This is a genomic window from Micromonospora sp. NBC_00821, assembly GCF_036347035.1.
Taxonomy (GTDB): domain Bacteria; phylum Actinomycetota; class Actinomycetes; order Mycobacteriales; family Micromonosporaceae; genus Micromonospora; species Micromonospora hortensis.
Map to the genome: position 1 here is coordinate 6,308,296 of NZ_CP108880.1, position 17,234 is coordinate 6,325,529.

The following is a 17,234-nucleotide window of genomic DNA, read 5'->3' on the forward strand; positions in this document are numbered from 1 at the left end:
GAACGCCACCGCTTCCATCTGACCGATCGGTCAGGGTCTGACCGATCGGTCAGGCATGCTGGTCTGCGGGAGGTGGACCGGGCATGGCCAGAGCGGTACCCGACACGCACGGCGAGATCCTCGCCGCAGCGGCACGGCAGTTCACGGTGACCGGCTACCGGGGCACCTCCCTGCAGGACATCGCCCGGGAGGTCGGCTGCTCCAAGGCCACTGTGCTCTACCACTTCGCCAACAAGGAAGCCCTGCTCGCCGAGCTGATGGCCCCCGCGATCGAGGTGCTCCGCAGCCTCGACGACCAGCTCGCCGGTCTGACCGGAGCTGCCGCGCAGGAGGTCGCCGCACAGGGCTTCGTCGACCTCGCGGTCCGGTTCCGGCAGGAGATCGCGGTACTGCGCGGCGAGTTCCCGGAACTGCTGTGCCAGCCGGCCTTCGCACACATCCAGGAGATCTCCGACCGGCTGCGGGACGCGTTGGCCGGGCACTCCGACCGGCCGGGCGCCCGGATCGCCGCGCTGGTGCTGCTCGCCGGCATCTCCGAGGCGTGCGGCGAGTTCGCCGACATCCCCGACGACGAACTGCGCCTCGCCCTGCTCACCCTCGCCCGACGGGCAGTCGAACCCGTCGACGCGCCACTGCCCCATCCACCCACGACCGAGGACAAGGACTCCTGATGGCCACCCTGCTCTACCGGCTCGGCCGGGGCGCGTTGCGCCGGCGACGGCTCGTCGTCGCGCTCTGGCTCGTCGTACTCGTCGCCGCCGGCCTGGCCGCGGCGACCCTGCGCGGCCCGACGGCGAGCAACTTCACAATGCCCGGCACCGAGAGCCAGCGCGCGCTCGACCTGCTGGCCGACCAGTTCCCCGCTGCCAGCGGCGCCACCGGCACCATCGCGGTCAAGGCGCCCGCCGACGGCCAACTGGCCACCCCGCAGGGTCAGGCAGTGGTACAGGAACTCGTCCAGCAGGCGTCGGCACTGCCCGGCGTGGTCGGCGCGGTCAACCCGCTCCAGGTCGGCGCGGTCTCACCCAACGGCCGGTACGCGCTGGTCCAGGTCCAGTTCGCCAGCGGCGGGGACGACGTCACCGACGAGCAGCGCACCGCGTACGAGCAGGTTGGCGCAGCGGCGAAGGCGCAGGGCTGGCAGGTAGCCCCCGGCGGTGAGGTGCTCGGCGGCGAGCCGGAGATCGGCTCCACCGAGGCGCTCGGCGTACTGGTCGCCGCTATCGTCCTGATCATCACGTTCGGCTCCCTGGTCGCCGCCGGCATGACGATGCTCAACGCGCTGATCGGCGTGGGCGCCGGCATGGCCGGACTGTTCGCGCTGAGCGGCGTCGTCCAGCTCACCAGCACCGCGCCGATCCTGGCGCTGATGCTCGGTCTCGCGGTCGGCATCGACTACTCACTCTTCATCACCTCCCGACACCGGCAGAACCTGCTCGACGGCCTGTCCCCGGAGGAGGCGGTCGGCCGGGCCGTGGGCACCGCCGGCTCGGCAGTGGTCTTCGCCGGCGCCACAGTCGTCATCGCCCTGGCCGGGCTCGCCGTGGTGGACATCCCGTTCCTCACCGTGATGGGTCTCGCCGCCGCCGGCACCGTCACGGTCGCCGTCCTGGTAGCCATCACCCTCCAGCCGGCGTTGCTCGGCTTCGCCGGTCGCCGGGTGCTCCCCCGCCGGCTGCGCTCCGTTCCTACCGACGGCACCGCCGTTGACGAGGACGACTCGGACGTCACCGATCGGCCGGCCGCGACGACGACCACGACCACGACCACGACCGAGGAGCGCAACCGGTTCGGTTTCCGCTGGGCGCGACTGGTCACCCGGTTCCGCGTACCGGTCATCCTGGTCGGCCTGCTCGGCCTGGGGCTGCTCGCGCTGCCCACGCCGGACATGCGGCTGGCCCTACCGGGCGCCGCGACGGCCGCCGTCGGCTCACCCGCCCGGGTGGCGAACGACCTGACCGTCGAGGGCTTCGGAGCGGGCTTCACCGGCCGGCTCGCGGTGGTGGTGGCCGGCGACACGCCACAGGCCACCTCGGCTGCCGTACCGCAGGTCACCGCCCTGCTCCAGCGCACCGAGAACGTCCTCGCGGTGGCGCCACCCCAGCTCAGCCCGGACGGCCGGACCGCGCTGCTCGGCGTGGTGCCCAAGACCGGCCCGACCGACGAGGCCACCGAGACCCTGGTGCACGACATCCGTGGCGCGGTAAGCGGTATCCCCGACGCGGAGGTACTGCTCACCGGCGTCACCGCCATCGGCATCGACGTCTCCGAGAAGCTCTCCGACGCGCTACCGATCTACCTGCTGCTGGTGGTCGGGCTCTCGGTGCTGCTGCTGATGCTGGTGTTCCGCTCGCTGCTGGTGCCGATCAAGGCGGCGCTGGGCTTCCTGCTCACCGTCGCCGCCACGTTCGGCATCACCGTGGCCGTCTTCCAGCAGGGGCACCTCGCCGACCTGGTCGGCCTGGACACGCCCGGCCCGCTGATCAGCTTCCTGCCGATCCTGCTCATCGGCATCCTGTTCGGGCTCGCCATGGACTACGAGGTGTTCCTGGTGTCCCGCATGCGGGAGGACTTCGTGCACGGTGAGACGGCCCGACAGGCCACCATCAGCGGCATGGGGCACGGCGCACGGGTGGTCACGGCCGCCGCGCTGATCATGATCTCGGTCTTCGGGGGCTTCGTCTTCCTGGAGGACCCAGTGATCAAGTCGATGGGCTTCGCGCTCGCGATCGGTGTCGCCATCGACGCGTTCGTGGTCCGGATGACCATCGTCCCGGCGGTGATGTCGCTCCTTGGCGACCGCGCCTGGTGGCTGCCCCGCTGGCTCAACCGCGCCCTGCCCAACGTGGACATCGAAGGCGAGGGCCTGCGCACCCACCTAGAAGACCGCACCCCAACCCACGTCTAACCCGCACCCCTGTCGATCACGGAGTTGTGGTGCCCGTCGTGCCCCGATCAGAGGCCTTCGTCCAGCACCACAACTCCGTGATCGACGCGAGCAGGCGGCCGTCAGACGCCTGCCGGGTAGGTTTCCATCTCGCCCGGAACCGCTGGCACCGGTAGCGGGTGCAGGGCCGTGGTGTCGTCGCACCAGATGAAGGCGTCATAGCGGTCGCCGAGGCGGGTGGGCACGTAGTTGCCCCAGGACTCGAACGACGGGTCGTAGACGACCCCGATCGCCCGGTGGTCCACGGTGTCGGTGACCCAGCCAGGCTGGTCGTCACCGCCGAAGATCAGCACCGCCCGCTCCGGCATCAGTTCGTGCAACCGCCGCTCGATCGAGCCCTCCCGGGCCGGGGGCACCACCATCGCCTCGGGCGGCGAACCCCAGCGGGGTGCGGCGATCACGGTGCCCCGGTAGCTGCCGAAGCCGACCAGGGCCACCGCGTCCTCGCCGTGCCGCTCCCTGGCCAACTGACCAATGTTGACCATCCCGTCGGCGGCCATGTCGGTGGCCCGCGCATCCCCGACGTGCGTGTTGTGCGCCCAGACGATGCCTCGGGCGTCGGGGCCGTACCGGTCCAACAGCCGGTCCAGGGTGTCCTGCATGTGGGTGTCGCGGATGTTCCACGAGTCCGGCCCGCCGGCCACCATCGCCCGGTAGTAGCGCTCGGCGCCGGCCACCACCTCCGCGTTCTGCCAGGCCGAGAAGCGGTCCGGGCCGTCGGACAGGGCGTGTTCGCGGGTCCGGGCGAGCAACCGGACAACTTCCTCCTCGCACCGGGCGGAGACGAACCGGCTTGCCGCGCCGTACTCCTCGACCCTCTTGCCGTACGGTTCGAAGCACCGGTACGCGTCCTGCGCCGCCTCCAGCGACTTCGGGTCCTCCTCCCCCAGGTAGTCGAAGATCGCCTGCATCGACTCCCAGAGGCTGTAGACGTCGAGGCCGTGGAACCCGGCCCGTTGCTCCTCCGGCCGCTCCACGTTCCAGGCCCGCAACCAGCTCGCGAACCGGGCCACCTCGGCATTGGCCCACATCCAGGTCGGCCATCGCTCAAACTGATCGAGTGCGAGCTGCGGTTCGAGCGCGCCGCCCGGCGCGGCAGTCACCGAACGGTGCACCCGGTCGCAGTCGGGCCAGTCACCCTCCACGGCGACGAAGGAGAAACCGCACTCCGCGATCAACCGGCGGGTGAGCTGCTCGCGCAACCGGTAGTAGTCGTAGCTGCCGTGGGTGGACTCACCGATCATCACCACCCTGGCGTTACGAACGCGCTCCAGCAACGGGTCGAAATCGCTCGGCGCGCCGAGCCGCTGAACCAGCATGCCAGCGGCTACCCGGCCGCCGCTGCGGCAAACCGTGCGCGCGTCGCGGGCCGACACGCCGGCCGCCGGGCCGTCGTGGGCCCCAACCAAGCCGGTGTACGACCACCGCGAGCGGGTAGCCGGCCGACATGACCGTCACCGGGGTTCAGTTGCAGGAGTACCTGGCCGGGCTCGACTACCCGGTCTCCCGCGAGGACCTGATCCGCTGGGGTCAGGAGAACGGGGCCAGCACGGCGATGTTGCAAATGCTCCAGGCCCTACCACCCGAGCAGTTCAACTCCCCCGACGAACTGAACGCCGCCCTCTCCACCGCCACCTAAACCGACCCAGCCCCGCCCCGCCCCGCCCGAACCCGGGTGCCCGGCCCGAACCCGACCCGGCCCGACCCGGCCCGGCCCGCCCCGGCTCGACTCGGCCCCGGTGATCAAGAGGTTTGCGTCATGCCCTGTGGCGTGTCGTGACGCAAACCTCTTGATCAACCTGAGCTGGTGGGTGGGTGGGTGGGTGGGGTGCGACGGGACCCGGGGGCCCGGGGGGTTAGGGGGTTAGGGGATTGGGATGGTGCGGGATTCGGCGCGGGCGGTTTCGGCGGCGGCGAGGATGGCGACGACCTCGCGGCCGAAGCGGACGTCGCAGCGGTGGTCCCGGGTGCCGGCCCGCACCTGCTCGACCAACTGGTCGATGGCGACGCCGAACGCGGTAGCCGCGTCGTTCTCGCCGAACGGGACGTTCTCGATGCCGTTCTCGCCATAGAACACGAACTCCCGGGCCATCGACTCGGTCGGGGCATCCAGGGAGAGCGAGGCGCTGCTCGTGGCACCGCCCTCGTGGGTGAGCAGCAGATGCACCATCCCGCTCGGTCCGTCCATCGCCGCCACCTGCGTCACCCGACCCAGCACCGGCAGGAGGATCGAGAGCGCGTGCGGGGCGATGTCCCAGAGCGCGCCGTGCTCGCGACGCCACAACGAGCCGCCGTACGGGCTGCCGTCCTGGAAGATCGAGGCGAACGCGGTGGTCCGGCCGTGCTGCCAGCCTCCGGCGGCGGCGGTGGCGGCGAGGAACGCTGTCACGTTCGGCTGGAACCGCTGGGTGAAGAAGACGACCGAGGCGACCCCGGACTCCTCGGCGGCGGCCACGACCCGGTCGGCGTCGGCCACGCTGAGCGCCAGCGGCTTGTCCAGCAGCAGGTGGCGGCCGGCGCGGGCGGCCCGGACCGCGATGTCGGCCTGGATGTCCGGCGGCAGGGCGACGGCGATCGCCTCGCACTGCTCGATCAGCGCGTCGACGTCGGCGTAGGCGGGCACGCCGTACCGCTCGGCCAGCGCGGAGGCACGCTCCGGGTTGCGGCCCCACACTCCGACCAGTTCCGCGTCGGGATGTGCGTGCAACGCCTTCCCGTGCGTCTCGATCGCCCAGTGACCGGTGCCGAACAAGCCGAACCGCAGCACGTGTACCTCCGCTGTTTCCCCGCACCGCGACAACGCCACGGACGTGATCCACGCTAGTCGCCCGGGCGGCCATGACGGCGGCGGGTTCGACCAATCGAAGCAGCTCACCTTCACTTCCAGACTCGGAACGACGGACCGGACCCGCTCCTTGCCATCTCCGTCCACTGGCCGCAAGCAGACGACTGACGCCCATCCGAGGAGCGTGGGCACCGGGGCCGCGGACCCCTCGACGGGTGCGCGTCACACCCGGAGAGGCAGGGCACTCCTTTACTACGACGGTTAGTAGGCTGTGCCGGTGACCGAGGCAACGACCGGGTGGTGCCGGTGACCAGCGTGGGCGCCGATTCGCCGGTGGACGGGATCGTCGCGACAGTGCCGATCGTGCTGTCGCTGCTCGTGGCGGTGTGGGCGCTGGTGGCGGCGGTACGCCACCGGCCACCGGACCGGTTGCAGTTCGTCGGTCTGGCCGTCGTCGAGGTGGCGTTGTTGGTGTTGAGCGTGCTGGCGCTCGTCGCCGTGGGCGGCGGGGATCGACCCGGCGAGCCCGGTGCCTTCTTCGGCTACCTCGTCACGCTGGTGTGCCTGCCACCCCTGGCCTGGGTGCTGGCCCGGATGGAACCGACCCGCTGGGGCTCGGCGATCGTGTGCGCGGTCTGCCTCGTGGCCCCGGTGGTGGTGGTCCGGTTGCAGCAGACCTGGGAGGTGCTCGGTGGTTGAGACAGGATCGGCCCGGCAGCGTACGAACTCCGGCCCGGGTCGGCTGTTGATCGCGGTCTACCTGCTCTTCGCCATCGCGGCGACGAGTCGGGCGGGCTTGCAACTCGCCACGAAGTTCGACGAGGCGCCGGTGGCGTACCTGCTCTCCGGTGTCGCCGCGCTCATCTACATCGTGGCGGCTGTGGGGTTGGCCCGCGCCGGTCACACCGGCCGTCGGGTGGCGCTGGCGTGCTGCTCGGTGGAGCTGGTCGGGGTGGTCGCGGTCGGCATCCTGAGCCTGGTCGACAAGGACCTCTTCCCGGACGAGACGGTCTGGTCGCAGTTCGGCAGCGGGTACGGCTACATCCCGTTGGTGCTGCCGGTGCTCGGCCTGATCTGGCTCTGGCGCACCCGCCGCGCACCCGCCTGACCCGCCGCGCACCCGCCTGACCCGCCGCGCACCCGCACGAGGGCGCAGACCCGGCGACGAGGGCGCCGGCTCACCTGCCGGAGCGCCCTCGTCGGGAGTACGGGTCAGTCCCGTGGGCCGCCCGCGACGTAGATGACCTGACCGGAGACGAAGCCCGCGCCCTCGCTCGCCAGGAACGAGATGGTGTGCGCGACGTCCTCCGGCCGACCCGGGCGACGAACCGGGATCTCGGCGGCGGCGTGCTTCTGGAAGTCGTCGAAGTCGACCTTCATGCGGGCAGCGGTGGCCGCCGTCATGTCGGTGACGATGAAGCCGGGCGCGACAGCGTTCACTGTCACCCCGAACGGACCCAGCTCGATGGCGAGCGTCTTGGTGAAGCCCTGGAGACCGGCCTTGGCCGCGGCGTAGTTCGCCTGGCCCCGGTTGCCCAGCGCGGAGGTGCTGGAGAGGTTGACGATCCGCCCCCACTTCTGGTCCACCATGTGCTTCTGGGCGGCCTGGCTGACCAGGAACGCGCCGCGCAGGTGCACCCCCATCACCGTGTCCCAGTCGGCGTTGGTCATCTTGAACAGCAGGTTGTCGCGGAGCACACCGGCGTTGTTGACCAGCACGGTGGGCGCGCCCAGTTCGGCGGCGACGCGGCTCACCGCCGCCTCGACCTGGTCCCGGTCGGACACGTCGGCGCCCACTCCGAGTGCCCGGCCACCGGCACCGGCGATGGCGTCCACCGTCTCCTTGGTGGCCGCCTCCTCGATGTCGACCACGGCGACTGCCATTCCGTCGGCGGCCAGCCGTCGGGCGGTGGCCGCGCCGATGCCGCGTGCGGCTCCGGTGACGATGGCGACGCGGGACTCCTCCGACATGATTACCTCCCGGTAACTTGGGGTCGATCGGAGGAGCTTAACCTCAACAGGCCGACCCTCGGCATAGGCGAATCCACCGGTATCCGTAGCCGGAGACCTTCACCGCGCCGAGCTTGCCCAACTCTCCGTAGCCACGGTCGGCGAGCACGTCGATCGGCAGGTCGGCCTCCGGTTCGAGGCTGCTGAGGTCCACCTCGACGTCGTCGGTGCCCAGGTTGTGCACGAAGACCATCGTCCCGGTCGGCCCGTCCGCCCGGTGCGTCAGCACGCCGGGCGGCACCGGCACGTCGATGTGGCTGGTCGAGCCGGAGCCGATCTCCGGCGCCTCCCGCAGCGTACGGATCATGCGCTCGAACCAGGCGAGCAGCGACTTCGGGTCGCCCCGCTGGGCGGTGACGTTCACCGTCTGGTAGCCGAACTCACCCTTGTCGATGACCGGGCGGACCAGCTTCTCCGGGTCCGCCGTGGAGAAGCCGGCGTTCGGCTGGTACGACCACTGCATCGGGGTACGGATCGCGTCCCGACCGCGCAGCGACAGGTCCTCACCCATCCCGATCTCCTCGCCGTAGCGCAGAACCGGCGTACCGCGCATCGAGAACTGCAGGGCGTACGCCAGCTCGATGCGCCGCCGGTCGTTGCCGAGCATCGGGGCGAGCCGGCGACGGATGCCCCGGTCGTAGATGCGCATGTTCTCGTCCGGGCCGAACTCCGCGTACACCTGGTTGCGCTGTTCGGTCGTCAGCCGGGACAGGTCGATCTCGTCGTGGTTGCGCAGGAAGGTGGCCCACTGCCCACCGACCGGCAGCTTCGGGGTGTCGTGCAACGCGTCGATCAACTGCTCCGGGTCCTGGCGGGCCAGGGAGAGCATGAGTCGCCCGTTGAGCATGAAGTCGAAGAGCATGTGGATCCGGTTGCCGGAACCGCTGGCATCGCCGAAGAACGTCGGTAGCTGGTCCGGCTCGACGTTCGCCTCGGCCAGCAGGACGGCGTCGCCGCGGCGCCACTGGACGTGCTGGCGCATTTCGGTGAGGAACTCGAAGTCCTTCGGGGAGTTCGGGTTGCCCGGTTCGGTCAGCTCGATGATGAACGGCACCGCGTCCATCCGGAAACCGGAGACGCCGAGCTGGAGCCAGAACGACATGATCTTCTTGATCTCGTCCCGGACCTGCGGATTGGCGAAGTTGAGGTCCGGCTGGAACTTGTAGAAGCGGTGGTAGAACCACGCCTTGGCGGTCCGGTCGTAGCTCCAGGTCTCGTCCTGCTCGCCGGGGAAGACCATGCCCTGGTGCCGGTCGTCCGGCTCGGTGTCGGACCAGACGTACCAGTCCCGGTACGGCGAGTCCGGCGAGGAGCGGGCGGACTGAAACCACGGGTGCTCGTCGGAGGTGTGGTTGACCACTAGGTCGATGATCACGCGGATGCCCCGGTTCTGCGCCTGGTGCAGCAGCTCGGCGAAGTCGCCCAGGGTGCCGAAACGCGGGTCCACGTTGTAGAAGTCGGTGGCGTCGTAGCCGTCGTCACGGTTGGGCGACGGGTGGATGGGGTGCAGCCACAGGCAGGTCACCCCGAGCCGGGCCAGGTAGTCCAGCCTCCCGATCAGCCCACGGATGTCACCGACCCCGTCGCCGTCGGAGTCGGCGTACGTGTCGATGTCGAGGCAGTAGACGACGGCTTCGGAATACCAACGGTCACCCATGTCGGAGGAACATCTCCGTTCGGTCACCCCGGCAAACCCGTCCGGCGGGCGCGGGGCGGGCGGCGCACGGCGGGCGGCGGGCGGCACACGGCGTTGGCTACCGTGCCGTCATGGAGAACGACCTCGTACCGCCGAGCGAACTGTTGGACTGGTCCCGGGGCAGCTGGCTGCACCCGCCGGTACGCGTCGAGGAGGGCCCGGCCGGCGAGTTGGTCGTCGAACCGGCGGCGGAGAGCGACTTCTGGCGACGGACCAGCTACGGCTTCGTGCACGACAACGGCCCGGCCCTGCTGGCGCCGCTGCCGGTGGGCACCGCCATGGAGGTGAGCTTCCGGCTCGACTTCTCGGCGCAGTTCGACCAGGCCGGGGCGTTCGTCCGCGTCGACGAACGGACCTGGACCAAGGCCGGTGTCGAGGTGAGCGACGGCGAGGCGCAGCTCGGCGCCGTGGTGACCCGGGAGTTCTCCGACTGGTCGGTGGGGCCGGTGCCGGAGTGGGCGGACCGGGAGGTGACCGTCCGGGTCAGCCGGGCCCGCGACGCGCTGACCATCCGCGCCCGGGTCGACGACGAGCCGTGGCGACTGGTCCGGCTCGCCCCGCTGGACCCGACGGCCGAGGCCGTCGCCGGCCCGTTCTGCTGCGCGCCGTCCCGCGCCGGCCTGACAGTGGTGTTCACTGGTTGGCGGCAGGGGCCGGCTGACACCGCGCTGCACCCGGAGCACTGAGCGCAGGTGTGGTTCGCGCCCCGCTGGGTATGACCATCCGATCCCCGACAGCCGACCGGAAGGACGACCATGGCGTACGCCCAGGCTGGCGACCCGTCCGAGTTCACCGGGTTGACCGGCTGGGTGGCCTCGGTGATCGAGGCGATGGGCCCGGTCGGAGTGGCGCTGCTGGTGGCGCTGGAGAGCATCGTTCCGCCGATCCCCAGTGAGATCGTGCTGGCCCTCGCCGGTTTCCTGGCACACGAGGGTGAGTTCAACGTCTTCCTCGTGGTGCTGGCCGCGACGGTCGGCTCGCTGGTCGGCGCGTTGGTGCTCTACTGGCTAGGCGCGGCGCTGGGCGAGGAACGGCTCAAGCGCTGGCTGGACCACATCCCGTTGGTGGACAGCGACGACCTGGAGAAGGCCGACAAGTGGTTCGAGCGGCACGGTCGGTGGGCGGTGCTGATCGGCCGGGTGGTGCCGGTGGTCCGCAGCCTGGTTTCCGTGCCGGCCGGGGCCAACCGGATGCCGCTGGGTGAGTTCATCCTGCTCACCACCATCGGCAGTGGGGTGTGGAACGGTCTCATCGTGGGAGCCGGTTACGCGCTCGGACGCCGTTGGCAGGACGTCGAGCGCTACAGCGACTGGTTCAACTACGCGATCGTCGCGGTCTTCGTCGTGATGGTGGCCAGTTGGGCGATCCGTAAGGTTCGCAAGCGTCGGGACCGCGGCGACCGGCCGTCGGTGACCGCCGGTCGCTGATCCGCGTTCCCGCTCACCGCCGGCGTCCGGTCCGGACGCCGGCGAGCGCGGTCAGGGCAGGGTGTCCAGGTGTGGGCCCACCGTGTTGGCGAAGCCGTTGCCGTTGCTGACGTCCCAGTTCACCGACCAGGTCATCGCGCCCCGAATGCCGGGGTAGGTGCGCGGCGGGCGGAAGCTGCCGCAGTTGGCGCCTCGGGCCAGGCAGTCCAGGGCGGCGTTGACCACGCTGGGCGCGACGATGCCGCCGCCGGCCGCTCCCGCTCCGGCGGGCAGGCCGAGGCCGACCTGGTCGGGGCGGAGCCCGGCCTCCAACTGGATGCAGGCCAAAGCGACGATGAAGTTCACGGTGCCCTGGCCGTACGCGGCGTTCTGGTCGCAGCCGAGCATGGCGCCGGAGTTGTAGTACTGGGTGTTGACGACAGTGAGGATGTCCTTGATGTCGAGCGCCAGCTTGAAGTAGCCGCCGGCCGGGTTCTGCATGTCGATGGTCTGCGGCGCCATCGCGATGATCAGGCTCGACCCGACAGTGGCCCGCAGCGCACGCAGCGCCTGCGCCATGTAGGTCGGGTTGAGCCCGTTCTCCAGGTCGATGTCGATCCCGTCGAAGCCGTACCGGGCGATCAACGCGGCTGCCGTGTTGGCGAACGCGGTGGCCGACGCGGCGTTGTTCACTGTTACCCGGCCGGTCTCACCACCGACGGAGAGGATCACCCGCTTGCCCCGGCTGTGCAGGGTGCGCACGTCGGCGGTGAAGTCCGCGTCGGTGTAGCCGCCGAGCGCGGCGGCCAGCCCGGGGTCGACGCCGAAGGTGAGCGCGCCGGGAGTCGCGGTGGCCTCGGCGAAGGCGACCGCCACCAGGTCGTACTCGGCGGGGACGTCGCGGAGCCGCAGCTCGACGGCGGGGTTGTCGAAGTTGTGCCAGTACCCGGTGAGCAGGTGTTTCGGCAGCCCACCGGTGGGCGGGTCGGTGGGCGGTGGCGTGGTGGGCGGTGGCGTGGTCGGTGGGGTACCGCCGCCGCAGGACGCGCCGTTGAGCTGGCAGCCGCTCGGTGAGCCGGAGCCGCTGGCCAGGAAACCGAAGGAGACCGACGCGCCCGGGGCGATCGCGCCGTTCCACGATCGGTTGGTGAAGGTGTGCCGCTGGCCGGACGAGCTGAGCAACGCGTCCCAGTAGCTGCCGAGGGTGGTGCCGGACGGCAGGTCGAAGGCGAGGTTCCAGCCGTTGATGGTCGAGCTGCCGCCGTTGGTGATGGTGTACTTCCCCTCCCAGCCGGAGCCCCAGTCGGCGGTCTTGACGAAGCTGGCGGTGGCCCCGGCGGCGTACGCGGGCAGCGCCACCCAGGCCGCGCCGAGTGTCGCCGCGAGGGCGGCTACGAGGGACAGGACAAGGGATCTGGAGCGTTTCATGCGACCCTCCGGGCCCGGACGGGCATTTATGGACGTCAACGTTGCTGCCAATTATTAAGACAGTTAACTGTTTCTGTCCAGGGGGCGCGTCGGGACCGCCTGCGGGCGGCGGAGCACCGCCTGCTCAAGAGCCGACCACACGCTGGTGGTCACCAGGTAGATCACTGCGGCGAGCGGCAGCACCAGCGCCACCAGCACCGTCGTGAAGGGCAGCAGGGGCAGCAGCCGGCCGAGCGTGGCCGCCCCCGGCCCCTCGGCCGGCGTACCGGCCACAGTGCCCACCGCAGCCGACGCCCGGCGGGCCCGCCGCGACGACCACCAGGCCACCACCAGCAACACCACCAGCAGTACGCCGAACAGCGGTCCGGCCGCACCGGCCAGCCCGTCGCTGAGGTGGTGACCCAGTGGTACGCCGGCCAACCGCTCGTCCAGCAACCCGGTGCCACCCTCGCTGGTGCTGAACAACCGGTACAGCACCAGCAGGAACGGCGCCTGGATGAGCAGCGGCAGGCAGCCGGCGATCGGGTTCGCGCCAGCCTCGCGGTACAACGTGAACACCTCGCGCTGAAGCGTCGCCGGGTCGTCGGCGTACCGCTTCTGAAGGTCACGCACCTGCGGGGCGAGCGCCGCGCGCCGCCGCTCACCACGGACCTGCGCGACGGTCAGCGGCGAGATCAGCAGGCGGACGGCGATGGTGAAGAGCACGATGGCGGCGGCGGTCGCCCCGCCGCCGGCCAGTGGTTCGAGCAGCTCGGTGAGCCAGGACAGCGCGCTGCCGGCAGCGGCGACAGCGTCGTGCAGTGGTGCGAAGGCAAGCATGGGAAGCCCCTCGGTCCGATTCCGGTGAGGCCCTCCCCCGGGCGGTATCCGCTCAGCAGGGGTGGCCGGTGACGGCGGGATCGGCCGCGCGGCGGCGAGGCGCTACGCGGCCGAGGGGTGCCCCGGAGCACGGGGACGAGGCCGACCGGCGGCATCCGGGTCGATCTGGCGGGGCATCCGGCGACTTCGGGAGCGGGCCCGCAGGCCGGCCCACCGTGGCCCGGCACCGGGCGCGCCCGCCCGGTCGTGCACCCGGGCCGCCAGCACCACCGCGAGCAGGACCAGGGCGGTCAGCGCGGCGCCCGCCAGCAGGTCGACCGGTCGGCCCGCGAGCAGAGTGAGCTGGGCGAACGCGGACATCCACGCGACCCCGACATAGCCCAGCAGCACCGGCACCGGCTCAGCATAGGACCCGCTGTCACGTCACCCAGCCGAATCCCCGGCGGCCCGCCCTCCAACGCCGCGTCGCCGCCACGTTTCCCGGCATCGCCACGTTGGGTAACCACGAAGGACCGGCGCGGACGGACCGCGAACGGTAGGAACGGACGGGTGATGTCGATGACGGGTCAGGTGGCGGAGGCGCCCAGCGACATGGCTGCGGCGACCGGGTTGCTCACCGTGGGTGTCGAGGAGGAGTTCCTGCTCGTCGACCCGCACACCGGGGCCGCGGTTCCGGCCGTGGACCTGGTCATGGAGCAGGTGCCGGCCGAACTTCGCGGGCAGGTGGAGCGGGAGTTCCAGACCAGTCAGATCGAGATCGGCAGCCCGCCCGGCCTCGAGCTCTCGTCGATCCGGCACTCCCTCGGCGTCCTGCGTCGGGCGCTCTCCGACGCCGCCGAGCGGGCCGGCGTACGCCTGCTCGCCATCGGCACCGGCCCGGTGGACGGCCCGGTGCCGCCAGTGGTGGACAAGCCCCGCTTCGACCGGATGATCGAGCGGTTCCGGCTGCTCGTCCCCGGCCCCGGCAACAACGGCATGCACGTACACGTCGGGGTGCCCGACCCGGACACCGGCGTGCAGGTGCTCAACCACGTACGGCCGTGGCTGCCAATGCTGCACGCGGTCACCACCAACTCGCCGTTCTCCCGGGGCGAGGACACCGGCTACGCCAGTTGGCGCTCGGTGGAGTGGGAGCGCTGGCCGTCGGTGGCGCCGACGCCGTTCCTGGAGTCGCACGAGCACTACCAGCGGCTGATCCGCCAGTTGATCTCCAGCGGGGTGATGCTCGACGAGGGGATGCTCTACTGGTACGCCCGCCTGTCGGCGAAGTATCCGACCGTGGAGCTGCGGATCGGCGACGTCTGCCCGTCGGTGGACGACGCGGTGCTGGTCGCCGCGCTGGTCCGGGCGCTGGTGGCCACCGCCATGGCGGATGTCGAGGCCGGCCGACCGGCGTTGCAGACCGACCACCACCTGCTGGTCGGGGCGCACTGGCGGGCCGCCCATGACGGCCTGGAAGGTGAAGCCGTCGACGTCACCAACGGTGAGCTGCGCCCGGCCTGGGAGCTGTTGGACCGGTTCGTGGAGCGGATGCGGCCGGCGCTGGAGCAGCACGGCGACTGGGCCGAGGTGACCGACCTGCTGGGTGGGTTGCGCCGGCACGGCAGCGGCGCGGCGCGGCAGCGCGCGGTGTTCGAGCGCACCGGCCGACTCACCGACGTGGTGCAGGACGTCGCGCGGCAGACCCGCGGCTGATCACCGCATGACAGGATGAACCCGTGGCGCAACGGCTGATCGTCATCGGCGGAGACGCCGCCGGTATGTCGGCGGCGTCCCAGGCCCGACGCCGCCGTGACCGTGGCGACCTGGAGATCGTGGTCTTCGAGCGGGGCAACTTCACCTCCTACTCGGCGTGCGGCATCCCGTACTGGATCAGTGGCCTGGTGCCCGGCCCCGAGGCGTTGATCGCCCGGACCCCGGAGACGTTCCGCACCGACTACGCGATGGACGTCCGGATGCGTCACGAGGTCACTGCCATCGACCTGGAACGCCGCGAGGTGGTCGCGCGGGACCTGAAGGGCGGCGGCGAGGTCCGCGAACGCTTCGACGACCTGATGTACGCCACCGGCGCGGTGCCGGTGAAACCGTCGTGGGCGATCACCGACGCGGGCGGCGTGTTCGGCATGCAGACCCTCGACGACGGCGCGGCGCTACGCGACTGGCTGGACGCCGACCCGCAGCCGCGCCGGGCCGTGGTGGTCGGCGGCGGGTACATCGGCGTCGAGATCGCCGAGGCCCTCATCCAACGCGGCCTCTCGGTGACCCTGGTGGAGGCCGGCGAGCAGCCCATGTCGACTGTCGACAGCGACATGGGCGAGCTGGTCGCCGAGGCGATGCGCGGCCTCGGCATCACGATCCGCGGCAGCCTGCCGGTGACCGGCCTGGAGGAGCGGGACGGCCGGGTGTCCGCCGTGGTCACCGCCGAGGGGCCGATCCCGACCGACGTCGTGGTCATGGGTCTGGGCGTACGCCCCAACGCCGCGCTCGCGGAGGCGGCCGGGCTGCCCCTCGGGCCGACCGGCGCGATCCGGGTGGACCGCCGGATGCGGGTGCCCGGGCACCCCGGGGTCTGGGCGGCCGGTGACTGCGTGGAGACCCTGCACCGGGTCAGCGGGTTGCCGGTGCACGTGCCGCTCGGCACGCACGCCAACAAGCAGGGCCGGGTCGCCGGGATCAACATCGGCGGCGGGTACGCCACCTTCACGGGCGTGATCGGCACGGCGGTGACGAAGGTCTGCGACCTGGAGGTGGGTCGGACGGGTCTGCGCGAGCGCGACGCCACGGCTGCCGGCTTCGAGTTCGTCTCGGTGATCGCCGAGTCGACCAACCGGGCCGGCTACTACCCGGGCGCCCGGCCGATGACCGTCAAGCTGATCGCCGAGCGCCCCAGCGGCCGGTTGCTCGGCGCGCAGATCGTCGGCTGGTCCGAGGCGGCCAAACGGATCGACTCGCTGGCCGTGGCGCTGTGGAACGGCATGACGGTGGACGATATGACACAGCTGGACCTGGGCTACGCTCCGCCGTACGCGCCGGTCTGGGATCCGGTGCTCATCGCCGCCCGAAAAGCGGTCGACGCGCTCGCCGCCCTCGACCGTTGACCCGCGCCTGCCGTGGAGGACCACCCCGTGACCCAGACCCCGACCCGGCCGACAGTGCGTCGGCGTCCCACGATGGTCGACGTGGCCCGGCGGGCCGACGTCAGCCTGAAGACGGTCTCCCGGGTCGTGAACGACGAGCCGGTCGGCCAGGAGTTGGTCGGCCGGGTGCTGGCCGCCATCGCCGAGCTGGGCTTCCGGCGCAACGACATCGCTCGTAACCTGCGCTCCCGGCAGCTCAACGCCACGGTCGGGCTGCTGATCGAGGAGATCGCCAACCCGTTCTACGCGACCATCGCGAGCGTCGCCGCCGAGATCGCCGCCGCCCACGGCACCATGCTGATCACCGCGTCGTCGGAGGAGGACCCGGAGCGCGAACGCGCCCTGCTCCAGGATTTCACCCAACGCCGCGTCGACGGCCTGCTGGTGGTGCCGGCGGGCCTGGACCACTCGTTCCTGCGTCGGGAGGTCGAGCTGGGCATGCCTGTGGTGTTCCTGGACCGGCCGCCGCAGGGGCTTCAGGCCGACGCCGTGCTGTTGGACAACCGGGGTGGCAGCCACGCCGGGGTGAGCGCGCTGCTCGACGAGGGGCATCGACGGGTGGGGCTGCTGCTCGGCGCTCCGAGCGTACCCACGATGCGGGAGCGGCTGGCCGGGGCACGGGCGGCACTGGACGCCGCCGGGGTCGAGCCGGACGAGTCGCTGATCCGTGAGCGGCTCATCGCTCCCGAGGAGGCCAGCCGGGCGGTGGCCGCGCTGCTCGACCTTCCGGAGCCGCCCACCGCGTTCTTCTGCGCCAACAACCGGCTCACCGTCGGCGCGCTCCAGGAGCTGCACCGGCGGGGCAGTGACGCCGCGCTGGTCGGCTTCGACGACTTCGAGCTGGCCCACCTGATGCCCCGACCGCTGACCGTCGTCGCCTACGACACCCGGGAACTGGCGAGGGTCGCCACAGAACGGCTGTTCGAGCGCATAGCCGGCGACGACTCCCCACCGACAACCACGGTGCTCCCCACGCGGCTCCGACCCCGCGGCCTCACCTGACCCC

The 17,234-nt window shown here is 71.2% G+C and carries 16 protein-coding genes and 2 pseudogenes; 11 read left to right on the forward strand and 7 right to left on the reverse strand.

What is annotated here, in order from left to right:
* Positions 1-83: 83 nt before the first annotated feature.
* The 3 genes and pseudogenes from OHB44_RS28910 to OHB44_RS33550 form a co-directional block, all read left to right on the forward strand.
* Positions 84-671 carry a TetR/AcrR family transcriptional regulator gene (locus OHB44_RS28910; protein WP_330438886.1) on the forward strand — a complete coding sequence of 196 codons (588 nt, stop codon included), beginning with the start codon at positions 84-86 and terminating at the stop codon, positions 669-671.
* A pseudogene (locus tag OHB44_RS33545) lies at positions 671-1,676 on the forward strand (MMPL family transporter); the annotation flags it as partial. The gene OHB44_RS28910 and the pseudogene OHB44_RS33545, both read left to right, overlap by 1 nt.
* 107 nt (positions 1,677-1,783) lie before the next feature.
* Positions 1,784-2,908, forward strand: a pseudogene (locus OHB44_RS33550) (MMPL family transporter); the annotation flags it as partial.
* 101 nt (positions 2,909-3,009) lie between these two features.
* On the opposite strand, the gene OHB44_RS28920 reads toward OHB44_RS33550, so the two are convergent.
* Positions 3,010-4,266, reverse strand: a complete 1,257-nt coding sequence (locus tag OHB44_RS28920) for an erythromycin esterase family protein (RefSeq protein WP_238687382.1) — start codon at positions 4,264-4,266, stop codon at positions 3,010-3,012.
* A gap of 128 nt (positions 4,267-4,394) precedes the next feature.
* On the opposite strand from OHB44_RS28920, the gene OHB44_RS28925 reads away from it, so the two are divergent.
* Positions 4,395-4,586: a DUF2795 domain-containing protein gene (locus OHB44_RS28925; protein WP_266304535.1), complete on the forward strand. Its 192-nt coding sequence runs from the start codon at positions 4,395-4,397 to the stop codon at positions 4,584-4,586.
* A 225-nt stretch (positions 4,587-4,811) separates the two neighbouring features.
* On the opposite strand, the gene OHB44_RS28930 is transcribed toward OHB44_RS28925, so the two are convergent.
* On the reverse strand, positions 4,812-5,714 hold the full coding sequence (locus OHB44_RS28930; protein ID WP_238687384.1) for a Gfo/Idh/MocA family protein: 903 nt from the start codon (positions 5,712-5,714) through the stop codon (positions 4,812-4,814).
* Between the two features lie 324 nt (positions 5,715-6,038).
* Here OHB44_RS28930 and OHB44_RS28935 point away from each other — a divergent pair, with 324 nt between their 5' ends.
* A complete protein-coding gene (locus OHB44_RS28935; protein WP_238687385.1) occupies positions 6,039-6,431 on the forward strand; it encodes a hypothetical protein in 393 nt (130 codons plus the stop codon).
* Positions 6,424-6,840 (forward strand): hypothetical protein, encoded by a 417-nt coding sequence (locus OHB44_RS28940; RefSeq protein WP_091405972.1) that lies wholly within the window; start codon positions 6,424-6,426, stop codon positions 6,838-6,840. Before OHB44_RS28935 ends, OHB44_RS28940 begins: the two co-directional genes overlap by 8 nt.
* 104 nt (positions 6,841-6,944) lie before the next feature.
* Here the strand turns inward: OHB44_RS28940 and fabG are convergent, their stop codons facing one another.
* Together fabG and OHB44_RS28950 are read right to left on the reverse strand one after the other, a co-directional pair.
* Entirely contained in the window at positions 6,945-7,703 is a 759-nt protein-coding gene (gene fabG, locus OHB44_RS28945) for a 3-oxoacyl-ACP reductase FabG (RefSeq protein WP_238687386.1), read from the reverse strand.
* Between the two features lie 43 nt (positions 7,704-7,746).
* Positions 7,747-9,399, reverse strand: a complete 1,653-nt coding sequence (locus OHB44_RS28950; protein WP_238687387.1) for an alpha-amylase family protein — start codon at positions 9,397-9,399, stop codon at positions 7,747-7,749.
* Between the two features lie 110 nt (positions 9,400-9,509).
* Here OHB44_RS28950 and OHB44_RS28955 point away from each other — a divergent pair, with 110 nt between their 5' ends.
* Positions 9,510-10,124 (forward strand): DUF1349 domain-containing protein, encoded by a 615-nt coding sequence (locus OHB44_RS28955; RefSeq protein ID WP_330438888.1) that lies wholly within the window; start codon positions 9,510-9,512, stop codon positions 10,122-10,124.
* A 69-nt stretch (positions 10,125-10,193) separates the two neighbouring features.
* Positions 10,194-10,865, forward strand: coding sequence for a DedA family protein (locus OHB44_RS28960; RefSeq protein WP_238687389.1), 672 nt, complete (start codon positions 10,194-10,196; stop codon positions 10,863-10,865).
* A 51-nt stretch (positions 10,866-10,916) separates the two neighbouring features.
* Here the strand turns inward: OHB44_RS28960 and OHB44_RS28965 are convergent, their stop codons facing one another.
* The 3 genes from OHB44_RS28965 to OHB44_RS28975 all read right to left on the reverse strand — a co-directional run bounded on the left by OHB44_RS28965 (position 10,917) and on the right by OHB44_RS28975 (position 13,487).
* On the reverse strand, positions 10,917-12,272 hold the full coding sequence (locus OHB44_RS28965) for a chitinase (RefSeq protein ID WP_330438889.1): 1,356 nt from the start codon (positions 12,270-12,272) through the stop codon (positions 10,917-10,919).
* A gap of 63 nt (positions 12,273-12,335) precedes the next feature.
* Entirely contained in the window at positions 12,336-13,091 is a 756-nt protein-coding gene (locus OHB44_RS28970) for a YidC/Oxa1 family membrane protein insertase (RefSeq protein WP_330438890.1), read from the reverse strand.
* A gap of 102 nt (positions 13,092-13,193) precedes the next feature.
* Complete coding sequence (locus tag OHB44_RS28975; RefSeq protein ID WP_266304528.1) at positions 13,194-13,487, reverse strand: DUF6412 domain-containing protein; 294 nt, start codon at positions 13,485-13,487, stop codon at positions 13,194-13,196.
* Between the two features lie 156 nt (positions 13,488-13,643).
* Here OHB44_RS28975 and OHB44_RS28980 point away from each other — a divergent pair, with 156 nt between their 5' ends.
* The 3 genes from OHB44_RS28980 (at position 13,644) to OHB44_RS28990 (ending at position 17,230) form a co-directional block, all read left to right on the forward strand.
* A complete protein-coding gene (locus OHB44_RS28980) occupies positions 13,644-14,786 on the forward strand; it encodes a carboxylate-amine ligase (protein ID WP_372488423.1) in 1,143 nt (380 codons plus the stop codon).
* A gap of 23 nt (positions 14,787-14,809) precedes the next feature.
* Positions 14,810-16,189: an FAD-dependent oxidoreductase gene (locus OHB44_RS28985; RefSeq protein ID WP_238687393.1), complete on the forward strand. Its 1,380-nt coding sequence runs from the start codon at positions 14,810-14,812 to the stop codon at positions 16,187-16,189.
* A gap of 72 nt (positions 16,190-16,261) precedes the next feature.
* Positions 16,262-17,230: a LacI family DNA-binding transcriptional regulator gene (locus OHB44_RS28990; protein ID WP_266305277.1), complete on the forward strand. Its 969-nt coding sequence runs from the start codon at positions 16,262-16,264 to the stop codon at positions 17,228-17,230.
* The last annotated feature ends 4 nt before the right edge of the window (positions 17,231-17,234 follow it).